This is a genomic window from Listeria fleischmannii subsp. fleischmannii LU2006-1, assembly GCF_000344175.1.
Classification (GTDB): Bacteria; Bacillota; Bacilli; order Lactobacillales; family Listeriaceae; genus Listeria; species Listeria fleischmannii.
In genome coordinates this window covers 55,477-67,904 of sequence record NZ_ALWW01000010.1, presented here as the reverse complement: position 1 = coordinate 67,904, position 12,428 = coordinate 55,477, and the positions used below count along the sequence as shown (strand labels likewise).

Annotated in this window: 6 protein-coding genes and 3 pseudogenes; 7 read left to right on the top strand and 2 right to left on the bottom strand. The window is 37.0% G+C overall.

Annotation, left to right across the window (positions count from 1 at the left end):
* Positions 1–431, top strand: a pseudogene (locus LFLEISCH_RS04840) (hypothetical protein); the annotation flags it as partial.
* 12 nt (positions 432–443) lie between these two features.
* Complete coding sequence (locus LFLEISCH_RS04835; RefSeq protein ID WP_007473596.1) at positions 444–959, top strand: DUF2247 family protein; 516 nt, start codon at positions 444–446, stop codon at positions 957–959.
* Between the two features lie 119 nt (positions 960–1,078).
* On the opposite strand, the gene LFLEISCH_RS04830 is transcribed toward LFLEISCH_RS04835, so the two are convergent.
* The gene (locus LFLEISCH_RS04830) at positions 1,079–2,092 is read right to left on the bottom strand and encodes a tagatose-bisphosphate aldolase (protein ID WP_007473594.1); all 1,014 of its coding nucleotides are present in this window, start codon (positions 2,090–2,092) and stop codon (positions 1,079–1,081) included.
* A gap of 165 nt (positions 2,093–2,257) precedes the next feature.
* Here LFLEISCH_RS04830 and LFLEISCH_RS04825 point away from each other — a divergent pair.
* Positions 2,258–3,423: pseudogene (locus LFLEISCH_RS04825) on the top strand (serine hydrolase domain-containing protein).
* A gap of 266 nt (positions 3,424–3,689) precedes the next feature.
* Entirely contained in the window at positions 3,690–6,923 is a 3,234-nt protein-coding gene (locus LFLEISCH_RS04820) for an immunoglobulin-like domain-containing protein (protein ID WP_007473592.1), read from the top strand.
* A gap of 58 nt (positions 6,924–6,981) precedes the next feature.
* On the opposite strand, the gene cbpA is transcribed toward LFLEISCH_RS04820, so the two are convergent.
* On the bottom strand, positions 6,982–7,617 hold the full coding sequence (gene cbpA / locus LFLEISCH_RS04815; protein ID WP_007473590.1) for a cyclic di-AMP binding protein CbpA: 636 nt from the start codon (positions 7,615–7,617) through the stop codon (positions 6,982–6,984).
* Positions 7,618–7,908: 291 nt separating this feature from the next.
* On the opposite strand from cbpA, the gene helD reads away from it, so the two are divergent.
* The 3 genes and pseudogenes from helD (at position 7,909) to LFLEISCH_RS04800 (ending at position 12,426) form a co-directional block, all read left to right on the top strand.
* Positions 7,909–10,221 (top strand): RNA polymerase recycling motor HelD, encoded by a 2,313-nt coding sequence (gene helD, locus LFLEISCH_RS04810; RefSeq protein WP_007473588.1) that lies wholly within the window; start codon positions 7,909–7,911, stop codon positions 10,219–10,221.
* Between the two features lie 116 nt (positions 10,222–10,337).
* Positions 10,338–11,118 (top strand): annotated as a pseudogene (locus tag LFLEISCH_RS04805) (ABC transporter permease).
* Between the two features lie 117 nt (positions 11,119–11,235).
* Positions 11,236–12,426, top strand: a complete 1,191-nt coding sequence (locus LFLEISCH_RS04800) for an iron-containing alcohol dehydrogenase (RefSeq protein ID WP_007473582.1) — start codon at positions 11,236–11,238, stop codon at positions 12,424–12,426.
* The last annotated feature ends 2 nt before the right edge of the window (positions 12,427–12,428 follow it).

Below are 12,428 nucleotides of genomic sequence, written 5' to 3'. Positions count from 1 at the left end.
CCGCGATTCGTGGGAGTATGATTTATAAGAAAGGTAACGGTATTAATCAAAAAGTAATAAAGGAAATCACCAATCCAGTTTTAGAAGCTCCTAGATTTGGAAGTGGATTGAAAGTTGATGAGATTAAACCAGTTAAAGTAAAAGGTTCTGCTTATGATATTGATCCATTAAAAGGAAAATTACCTACAAAACAAACTCAATTTATTGTAAATGAATTTCCTAATGTTCCAAAAGCACATGGTTTTTCTGATATTATTGATAATTATGCTGGCTTAGCAGAAGTCACAGATTTAGGTAATGCTAAATTATATCAAGTTCAGGGAAGTCAAAATGGTATTATAGGACGTTTTGAGTGGATAATTCAAGATGGGAAAGTTACGCACAGAATGTTTATAAGAAATCCAGAATTGAATGGAGTGCCTATAAAATAATGAATTATATAGATGAATTTAAAAAAAAATGATATTCCTTTTTCTTGGAGAGAGTTAAAAATAGGTAGATGGGGTTATTCAGACAAGGAATTTTATTTGCAAAGCATACTTGATGATGAATTTGTAATGAAATACACTTTAGATTATCTATCCAAAAATGAAAAAGAAGAAAATTCGTATGTATGGGAGCTTGGGAGTTTATTTTCACCATATGATGAGAATGAAATATATAGGCTTTTGAATTTGATTGCAATTTCTAATGAAAAGGATTTGATGTCGTATTATAGATGGAGATGGATTTTAGTTAATAATTTATTGAAGAAAATTTTAGATAAAGACTATGTAAATGCTTTGTTAGAAATTAGTGAATTCTGGCTCGATTTAAAGTCTCCAATTGATATGCCCTATCAGTACCAAGGTGTAGAAAATAAATTAACCCCTCAAGAATTTTACACCAAAGAACATTTATGTAAAGTTATTTCTGATCATAAAAAATGGTTGGAGGTTGAAAAAAAGAATTTAAATTAACAAATATTATGTCAGGAAATAGATAATCAATTTGCCCGTTTTTAATTATAAAAAATAACACCATATCGTAATTAAAAAACAAAAAATGAGCTGATTCAAATCGAATCAGCTCATTTTTCTTATTTTTCCACGACATTTACATCTTCAAGCGTACCGTATTTTGTCCACCAAGGAACGGCACCTTCGTCTAACAATTTGTTTAGAGAAGTAATATTTTCCTTCCCTTGGGTACGAAGCCAGTCGCGAAGCGCATCATCGCCTTGTTTACCGTAAACTTCGATACCATCTTTCCAAGTAGCACGGCCACACAAAACGCCGCTATACTGAACGTTATGTTGGTTAGCAAATTCAATCGTTTTATGGAACATTTCCGCCGTTACACCAGCACTTAAATAAATAAATGGTAGCGGAGAAAGATCCGAACATTCCTCGAAATGACGCGCCGTTTCGCTTTGTGTATAGGCCGTTTCGCCGTCTGTAAAGCCTTCTACATAGTTAAAGTTTACTGGCACCTCAAGTTTTAACACATCAACCCCGTACCTTGGTTTAGAAAATTCTTTAATAGAGGCCTTAACCTTAGCCGGTTTCAATTTCGCGTATTCAAGGGAACTAGAGTCCGTCACTTTCGAATCATACGTAATCGGCTCTAAGAAAAATGGAATGTCAACCTCGCGACACTCGGCACCGATTCTTTCTAAAAAGGCGAACTTGATTTCATTAATTTCTGCAGGTTCATCCGGATCGTAATAAACGAGAATTTTAACTGCGTCCCCGCCATTTTCTTTAATACGTAAAGCAGAAAGGTCTTCAATTAAATCAGGCAATTTACCTGGAATAGTGGTATCATAACCAGTTTTTTCATAAGACGTGAGTAAACCGCATCCCTCATGGCGCGCTTTGATAGCCGGTTTACCAAATTCATCATCCAATAAAATAGCCGAAGCGTAGGGTGTCAGCTCTTCTGATACAAGGCGTTTGAAATCTTCTACGTCTTTTTTATCTTCCGTTCCTTTCGCAGCTTGAATCATTTTTTTGAGTGAACCACGTTGATCAATTGCAAGCGCAGCGATAACTCCTTTTTCATTTGAAAGTCTTTGCAAACCATCAAACTTACCTTTTGTCATTGTGACCATAGTTTATCTATCTCCTTTTCAAACGATTTCTGACCCTTCTATTTTACCCCTTCCACCTAGCTTTAAACAAATGATTGCAATTTTTGCGCGTTTGTTCTACTATTCAATTATGGAGTTGTGATTGACTTTTGCGAAGCAGCAAGGATTGGGCTGTAGGAGTGTAAAATGTCAAACAGAACAAGAAAAAATCGGTACGAATTAAGAAAAAAATATCGAAGAAGAAGGCTTATTGCATTTTTTTCAACATTAATAATTTTGCTAGTTGCACTATTTGTGGGGATAAGTTGGTGGGCTACAAAAGAAAAAGTGGCAGAGCCTGTTACGCCAAAAGCTACGGCTAAAAAAGAACCAAAGCAAGTAGAAAAACCTAAACAGCCAGAGCAAACAAAGGAAATTGTTCGAAATCAAGAAATTGACAATTATTTAAAACAAATTGGATTTAGTGGTACAGCAGTTGTTGTTCGAGAAGGAAATACGGTTTTAAATAAAGGTTACCGTGAAGCGAACCGGATAACGCATGTTAAAAATACGCCAGACACAGTTTATTACATCGGTTCGGCGCAAAAAGCTTTTATCGCAACGGCTATTTTGCAACTTGAAGAAAAAGGTAAGGTTAAGGTGACAGATTCGGTGCAAAAATATCTCCCAGAATTTAAAGCCCATATTACATTAAATGACTTATTACACCATACAAGCGGTTTAGTGGGTCACACAGAAGAAAATGCCGCCACAACACCTAAAGCTCTTGTAGCAGACATCATCAAGCAGGGGACAAAACGCGGCCCTGGCAAATGGGACTATCTCGACTCGAATTATACGGTCCTTGCGTATCTTGTTGAAAAACTAAGCGGGGAGAGCTTATCTGAATACCTGAAGGAAAATATTTTTAAACCAGCGGGAATGAAAAGAGTTGGTTTTTACCAAACGTTTAAAAAAAGAAAAAAGGGGCTTCAGTGGGCTACTATATAAAAAAAGACGGGAGTTATTCTGAGCCATCACTTCCAGATTTATCTCAACTTTTTGGAGTGGGGAATATGTATATGTCGGCTTTTGATATGTATCTCTTTGATAAAGCACTTAGTTCTCGTAAAATTTTGAGCGAAAATAGCTTTCAAAAGATGTTTACAAAAGGTAGTTCGTCGGGTTATGGGATGGGCTTTTACGTGGATCCGGGGAGTTACAATAATCACGGGATTTTAAACGGATGGAATGTATCTAATAGTATGAGTCATACTGGGAAAACCTATGTTGTGCTGTTTTCTAACATTCAAAATAATATTGATTCATTTGGAAAAGTAAACAATCACATTTATGAAATTTTGAATAGATAAGTAATCAGGAAAATTCCCTCGCATGAGTGAGGGGATTTTTTTGCGCGTGAAAAAAATACTCTATTTTAGAGTTTCGAAGTGACGATAAATGAGTAATTTACCTATTTTTTGCATATATAGATTTAATTTTATATGTTTTTGTCACAAAATGTTCATTATTGATATGTTTTAATTGAAAGTTCAATGTATTTTTGGTTTAGAAAATCGATTATGATTAGTTTTGTCATTCAGACAAAGTAATTCAAAATAGAAAAGGAGATTTAATTATGACAAATAGCAAAAAAGGGTTCAAAAAGCTAGTCTTTGGTGTGGTGGCAACATCTTTGCTTACTTCAACTGTTGCAACAACTATCCCTTTTAATGTTTTGGCTGCAGAAGCAACTAGTAATCAAAGCCAGGTTGGTTTAGGTAGTGGTTTACAAAATGTTAGTGAAGCACCTAATCTTGTACAAAATAATACATTTACTGGTGTATCAAATTGGTTACCGATATTGTATAAAGGGGATCCAAATGATGGGCGAACATTTCCATCTCAATCTTATGGAGCTGTACAAACAAATGGTTATTATCCAGTAGCTACAGGTTCGCAAATGAAAATTAAACCATCGGGTGATGGCTCTGTTACAGTTTGGATGGGTTCGCTAGGACAAGCATCTTTACTAACTCAAACGATTCAAACAATTCCAGGGCATTATTACCAACTAAAATATACACCAACGAATATAAACAATGGTTTGTATGCTTTAATTGTTCGTAGTGGAACATCCGCATATTCAGGGAAAATGTTGTGGAGAAACACTAATTCTATTAGTTGGACTACTCCAGGTGGAAAAGAACGAGTAGGAACTTTTAGAGCTGATTCGAATGTCATCTCATTAGGATTAAATACAAACACAAATGGGACAGTGAAATACTCTAATATTAGTATTGTCGATATTTCAGATATTGGTAAAACAACGATAGATTCATTAGATGTTCTTTCAACACAAGTGACAGGGCGAGGAGAAGCCGATGCGGATGTTACTATTAAAACAGATGCAGGTACTATTGCTACGGGGAAAACAGATAAAGATGGGAACTATTCCATTACAATTCCTGCGCAAGCTGAGGGCACAGTTGTCACAGCGTCAGTCACAAATGGCTATGGGACATCTGATGCGAGTGTTACTGTTCAAGGGATTGCTCTAGCTGAAACTACTATTTCTGAGCTTAATCAAAGCAGCAGAGTAGTTTCTGGGCAAGCAGAACCTGAGAAATTAGTAATCGTTAAAAATAGTGCGGGCTCAACTATCGCATCAGGATATAGTGATTCAGAAGGTCACTATCAATTTGACATTTCACCTCAAAGAATTGGTGATACAATTAAAGCTACTGTAAAAGTTGGAGATCAAGTATCTGCAGCTGAAACGATAGTTCAAGATACTCGTACACCAGAAGAACCTACTGTTAATCCAGTCAAAGATACGGATACTGTAGTAACAGGCCGCGGGGAAGCGGGTAATACGATTAGTGTGAAAATTGGCGACCAAACGTATACAGCACCTGTTAATAGTGACGGGACTTTCTCCGTTGTTATTCCTAAACAAGATGGCGGGACTAAAATTGATGTCACACAAAAAAATAATGATAATAACAAAGTAAGTCCTGTAAAAGAAGTGACTGTCGCAGATACAACGCTTGCTGCACCAACTATTAGCCCTGTGAAACAAGGGGATACTAGAGTGACGGTGAAAGGGGAACCAAATACATCTGTTACTCTTACTACACCAGATAATGATAAAACGATTAAAGTAACAGATGCAAACGGGGAAGCTACCTTTGTAGTGGATCCTGCAAAAGCTGGCGATACGTATATTGCGACTCAAAAAGGTGGGAATGGGAAAGTAAGTCCAGAAGCTTCTGTGACAGTAAGTGCGGTTGTAACAAAAGGGACAATCACTACGAGTAATTTTACACTTGGAAAAGATAGATCTATTGTTGGTAACTATACAGGAGATGTGAAATCTTTCCGTGTAACGATTGATGGAACTGTTTATAATGGCGGTACTATTGATTCATCCAAAGGCACATATGCTTTCTATGCTTTTGATAAGATTAGTAAAACAGGCACATTTAAAATTGAAGGACTTGATGCAAGCGGCCGTATACTAGATACTAAAAATGCTAACATCGTAAATAGTTCTAATCCAATTCCGAGCACATCGGGAACGGTAGCGCCAAACACATTTACTATTGGCACAGACAGATACCTTACTGCATCCTACACAGGAGACGTAAAAGCTGTTAAAGTCACTATTAATGGTGTAGATTATACGGGTGGGACTGTAGCAAACGGTTCAGTAAACTTTTATATTGGTGATAAAATTAGTTCAACATCTGATAGTGTGAAAATCACTGCTTTAGATGCATATGGCAGAGAACTAGATCGAAAATCTGTTACTGTAGCCAATAAAACTGTTCTAACATCGGGAACGGTATCGCCAAATGTCTATACAATTGGGGCAGATAGAAGCCTTTCAGCAACTTATACAGGTGATGTGAAATCAGTTAAAGTCACTATTAATGGGGTAGATTATGTAGGTGGAACTGTAGCAAACGGTTCAGTAAGCTTCTATGTTGGCGATAAAATCAGTTCGAAATCTGATGTTGTGAAAATGACAGCTCTTGATTTAAATGGTAAAGTACTAGATCAAAAAAATGTAAATTTAGCAAGCACATCAGATAATACAGTAGGAACAATCACACCTAACCAATTTTCAGCTGGAAGTGATAACTACTTAACAGCAACATATACAGGCGATGTGAAATCTGTTAAGGTAACAATCAATGGTCAAGTTTATTCAGGTGGAACGGTTCAAAATGGACAAGTGAACTTTTATATTGGCAATAAAATCACTTCGTCAGCTGATAATGTTATGATTACAGCTTATGACCTGAATAATAAAAAATTGGATGAAAAAGAAGTGGTAGTTAAAAATATCAATGGGGATATACAGCCAAATGCGTATACGGTGCCTGGTGACACTGTTTTAACAGCAAATGTTTCAGCAGCAGTTAAATCTGTTAAAGTCGTAATAAACGGAACGGAATATGTAGGAGGAACTCTTACAAACAATCAACTAAGTTTCTGGATTGGAAATAAAATCAGCTCGGCTTCTGATAATGTAGTCATTTACGCTTATGATAAAAATGGGCGCGAGCTAGACACGAAGAAAGTAACGATTCGTAATGCGTTACCTGAAGTAGGAAGCATTACACCAGCTGCTTTTTCAATTAACACAAGTTCATTAACAGGAAGCTATACAGGAGAAGGAAAATCGATTCGTTTAACTGTAAATGGGACGGTACTTCCTGCAGGTGGAACAGTTTCAAACGGAAGTTTTAGCTACTATGTAGGCCTAAAAACTAGAATTTCTTCTGTGACGGATTTAGTCAAAGTAGAATTATTAGATAAAAATGGTCTTGTGATGGATACTAAAAACGTAACTGTTGTACAATAAAAAACATTAAAAAAGCAATAATCGAGGAGCCGGGAGGCTCAATCGATTATTGCTTTTTTTAACGTTCTACTTTTTCCACTTCTACGACCCGGAAGCCTTTACGATCTAAATGGGCGATGATATCATCTTTCATTTTTTCATCAACTGTGTTTGGTAGGGAAACAAGTACACGACGAATTAAATCTTCGGATTGATTATCTAACGTAATTACATTTGATATATTAGTATATTTATCAACGATTTTGGTTATTTTAGTGAGGGAGCCAGGCACTTCGCCAGTTGCTACCGTTAAAACGTAACCCGTTGTATCTACATTCCACGCGTCTTGGAGTAGACCGAGCATTTTTCCGTGCGTTAAAATACCGTAAAAATCACCATTTGTATTTAAAACTGCGATGTATGGCAATTCTTTAATCGTAAAGAATACTTGGAAAAACGAAGAGTTTACACTGATATGCTTCGTGGCATTTTTGATTAAAGAAGTAACAGGATCTGTTAAACTTCCGCCATTTGCTGCGTGGCGATAAATATGCATTTTATAAATATTTCCTAAAAATTTCTCGCCGGTCGAATCAAGAACTGGAACGCAGCGATATCCTGATTCTTCAAGAAGTTTAATGGCTTCCTGTAAAGTTGCTGTTTCAGGAACAGTAGTTAAATTTGCTTTTTTGATGCAAAGATTTTTGATTAACATGTCAGTCACTCCATTCATTTTTTTTACTAATTCTATTTTAGCTTAAAGCGCTTTTTTAGTACAGCGTAAACAGAAAGTGGAAAGTATAATTAAAAAGAGATCCGCGCACTGTTCGGACCTCTTTTAATGGAAAATAAAAAAACCTTTTTGTAGGTTTAGTTGTTGTTTATATAAAATTGTGTTATACTAAAAAACGCTATTATAAATAGAGAATTGCATAATTATTGCTATTCTACTTTAATACTATACACTTTTTTTTAGATTTTGTCAACGAATTTGGGAGGCTTTTTTATGGATAAAGAAAAACAAAATGAGCAAAGCCGCATAGACTATACGATAGAGGCCATCGAAAGAGAACAAAAAAGAATTCAAGAATCATTAAAATCGGTGAAGGAAGAGGCACGCGGCATTCGGTCAAATTTTTGGGAAGATGTGCGTGTGAACTTAGCAGAGCCGGATGATGTTTCGGAAACAAATATTAGTATTCGGCAACAAGAACATTTTCTTAGAGAACGTGAGCGGAACTATGAGCATGGGGAAAAGCAACTGGCAGTTTTTGATAAAATGAAAAGTTCACCTTATTTTGCTCGAATTGATATTGAAGATGAGGAAACGCCGCGAGAAAATATTTACATTGGAATCGGTTCGGCGCTAGATGAATCTGACCAATTTTTAGTGTATGACTGGAGAGCTCCAATTTCAAGTGTTTACTATGATGGTCAAATTGGGGAAGCTACTTATGAAACGCCTGAAGGAAAATTAACGGTGAATGTTTTATTAAAACGTCAATTTAAAATAAAAGATGGCAAACTCGAATCTATGTTTGATACGAATGATGCTATTGGAGATGAGATGCTACAAGAAGTTCTTGGTAGCGAATCAAGTTTACAAATGAAAAATATCGTGTCAACAATACAGCAGGAACAAAATCGGATTATTCGTGATACGAAAAGTGATTTATTATTTGTTCAAGGGGCTGCAGGGAGCGGCAAGACTTCAGCCGTCCTACAACGGATTGCGTATTTGCTTTACCGTTTTAGAAACGGCCTTGATGAAAAACAAATGATGATTTTTTCGCCAAATCGTCTTTTTAATCATTATATCGCGAATGTTTTACCGGAACTGGGCGAGAAAAATATGATTCAAACGACATTTCAAGATTTCATAGCGAAACGCTTAGGGAAATTAGACGTTGAAAGTCTATTTGAACAGTTTGAAAATGAGACAAATCAAGCGCGTAAGGAAATACTGCTTTTAAAAGAGTCGACATTTTTATTTGAGCTAATCGATAAATATATTGCGCTTCTGCAAAAAGGCGGTTTGCGGTTTAAGGATATTAAATTTCGAGGGGAAACGGTTATTTCAAAGGAAGATATTCAAGCGATTTTTTATGCGACACCGCGTTATAAAATGCCCGCAAGGTTTTTAGAGACAAAAAAAGTACTTCGGGAAAAATTATATGAGCTTGCGAATTTGGAGGCGAAAAAGGCGTGGGTGAAGGATGAAATGGAGCTTCTTAGCGAGGAAGAGTACCGTGCGCTTGTGCCGACGAAGCTTGAGTTTCAAAGTTTTGATGATGAACAGGATTATTTGGCGAAAAAAATTGTCAGGTTGAAATTTAAAAGGTTGCATAAAAGTGTTTTAGACAATCAATTTTGGCATATGAAGCAACAATTTGGTCATTTTATGCAATATGCGCCGCGTTTATTTGATTTGGCGGAATTTAATATTTCAAAAGAAGATTGGGAAAATGAAATTCATCGTATTGTTGCCAGTTTAAATGAAAATAAATTAGCGCTTGAAGATGCGGTTCTTTTCCTCGAACTTTGTGATGCCGCTCTTGGTAAAAAAGTTAATCGCATTATGCGTTTTGTGTTTATTGATGAAATTCAAGATTATTCGAAAGCTCAAATTGCTTATTTGAAATCTATTTTTCCAAGTAGCCAATTTACGCTTTTGGGCGATTTAAACCAAGCCATTTTTAAGAGAAATGAGAAATCGCTTTTAGAAGAAATTGCGCCACTTTTTGATGCGAGCAGGACGTCGGTTGTGGAACTTTCAAAAAGTTACCGTTCAACGGAGCAAATTACCAATTTTACGAAAGAAATCATGACAGAATCAGAGCGCATTATTCCATTTTCAAGGCAGGGTGATGTACCAAAAGTCATTCAAACAGAAAATTTTGTAGCCATGATGGATGTTGTGCAAAGGGAGGCCCTAAAATTAAAGAAAAGATCCAATATGGTAGCAATTATCGGGCGAAATCAAGAAATTTGCGAAGAGGCATACTTATCCCTTTATAAAAAAATGGATGTGAAGCTGGTTCACATGGGGAATCAAAAATTATCAGAAGGCATTATGATCCTCCCGTCTTATTTAGCGAAAGGTCTAGAGTTTGATAGTGTTATTGTGCTAGACGCTTCAGAAAAAACGTATCCGTCTAGTGCAGATAAAACCTTGCTTTACACCATTTGTTCGCGAGCGATGCATGACTTAGTTGCCGTTTCAAACGGAGAGATTACCCCCCTTTTTAAAACTATACCAAACTATTTATATGAATTCGAAACTCTTTCGGTAAAAACGCAACTGCCTAGTGATTCGTGAGCGTTAAACGCCTCCTTTGATGGGGGCGTTTAGCGTTTGATAGACTTTTAGACAGGCATCGATTATAATGAACGAAATATACAACGGCAGATTATAACAGCGAAGGATGTATCGATATGGCTATTTTAACTATCTTAAGAGAACAAATTCAAAATTTTGGAATTATTTACCGTGTGGCTCATTATGAAAATAAAGCGAGTTATCAGGGGCATTATCTTGGCTACTTTTGGCAATTTTTAAATCCCCTCATTCAAATTGCGATTTATTATCTTGTTTTTAGTGTGGGATTTAAATCGGCCAGTTTAGAATTTATTTTAATTGGAATTATTCCGTGGTTTTTTATAAGTAACGTTATTTTACAAGGTGCCAATTCCATTTTTAATCAAATACATATGGCATCTAAAATGCGCTTTCCGCTTAGTACCTTGCCTAGCATAACGATTGTTTCCAATCTATCTAGTTTTTTTTGTGATGTTTTTTGTGCTTCTAATGCTTCTAGGGATAAAAAATGGGGTTTCCGTGTACTGGCTAGAAATGATTTATTATTTTGTTGCGATGGTTTTATTTCTCTTCGCGTTTTCGATTTTTAACGCCATCATTAGTATTATTATTCGCGACTACTATTTAGTTTTGCAGTCTTTACTGCGCGTTTTGTTTTATACAACGGGTGTGGTTTGGAATTTAAGTGATTTACTCCCAGAATGGACGGTTCAAATTTTTAAGTTAAACCCTTTGATGTATATCATATCAGGATTTCGAAACGCGCTTTTTTATGAAGAGCCTCTCTGGTCTGATATCTCATACACCCTTTATTTTTGGCTTGTAACGGGACTTGTTTTATTTCTAGGGACTATGTTTTATGAGAAATTTAAAAATAGGTTACTCGATTTTATGTAAAACGTCAGCATTTTGCTGGCGTTTTTTTTCGTAAAATCACACGCTTCGTATTATAATGTTTAGAGGGAAATGAAAACGTGTATTTATACTTAAGATAGGAAAGTGAGGAAAACGCTGATGAAAAAAGAAATTGCAAACTTTGATTATTATAATCCGACACATATTGTTTTTGGGAAAAATCGGTTTTCTGATTTGGCGGATTTAATTGCGGCGGATAAGAAGGTTTTGATTTTATATGGCGGGGGGAGCGTAGAGAAATTTGACACGCTTTCAAAGGTTCGTGAGGCTCTAAATGGGCGTACGATAGGTGAATTTGGTGGTATCGAGGCGAATCCGACATTCGAAACGCTTATAGAAGCGGTAGATTTAGTCAAAAGAGAAGGGTATGATTTCTTGCTTGCGGTTGGCGGCGGTTCGGTGATTGATGGGACGAAATTTGTGGCGGCTGCTGCGCGCTTTCTTGGCGACCCGCTTGATATTTTTGGTAACGGGGTTGGTGCTTCGAAACCGGTAAAAGAGGCGCTTCCGTTTGGGACGGTTTTAACGCTTCCGGCGACAGGCTCTGAGATGAATAGTGGGGCGGTTGTGACGATTAAGTCGAAAAAGGCGAAGGTGAGTTTTGGGAGGCCGGTCACTTTTCCAGTTTTTTCGATTCTTGATCCGGAACTTACATATACGCTTCCAGAGCGACAACTGGCGAACGGTGTAATTGATTCGTTTGTTCATATTATGGAGCAATATTTGACATATCCGGTTGGGGCAATGGTGCAGGACCGCTATGCGGAAGGCTTACTTCAAACCTTGATTGAAATTGGGCCAAGTGTGGTTGATGAAAAAAATCATGATTATAATTTACGCGCTAATTTTATGTGGACAGCGACTAATGCGCTAAACGGAACGCTAAATAAAGGGGTTCCAGGCGACTGGGCCAGTCATTCACTAGGGCACGAGATTACGGCACTTTACGGGATTGATCATGCGCGTACACTGGCGATTGTTCTTCCGGCTCTCCTTACGATTCGGAAAAAGGAAAAATTTGATAAGCTTGTGCAATATGCGGAACGCGTATGGCATCTTACGGAAGGTAGTAACGAAGCGAAAGTTGATCAGGCGATTAGCAACACAGGGCAGTTTTTCGAATCACTTGGTGCACCGATTTATTTCAGTGCCTATGATTTAGGGGAAGAAGTGGTGGATGCGCTCGTGAGTCAGCTTGAGAAACATCAGCTAACGGCTATTTCTGAGCGCGGAGATCAAACGCTTGAAGTAAGTCGAGCTATTTATACGGAAGCACTGAAGTCCAAATAGAC

Excerpts from the sequence above, each read along its gene's own strand:
- LFLEISCH_RS04835 (WP_007473596.1), top strand. The coding sequence starts at position 444 with ATGAATTTAAAAAAAAATGATATTCCTTTTTCTTGGAGAGAGTTAAAA.
- LFLEISCH_RS04830 (WP_007473594.1), bottom strand. The coding sequence starts at position 2,092 with ATGGTCACAATGACAAAAGGTAAGTTTGATGGTTTGCAAAGACTTTCA.
- LFLEISCH_RS04820 (WP_007473592.1), top strand. The coding sequence starts at position 3,690 with ATGACAAATAGCAAAAAAGGGTTCAAAAAGCTAGTCTTTGGTGTGGTG.
- cbpA (WP_007473590.1), bottom strand. The coding sequence starts at position 7,617 with ATGTTAATCAAAAATCTTTGCATCAAAAAAGCAAATTTAACTACTGTT.
- helD (WP_007473588.1), top strand. The coding sequence starts at position 7,909 with ATGGATAAAGAAAAACAAAATGAGCAAAGCCGCATAGACTATACGATA.
- LFLEISCH_RS04800 (WP_007473582.1), top strand. The coding sequence starts at position 11,236 with ATGAAAAAAGAAATTGCAAACTTTGATTATTATAATCCGACACATATT.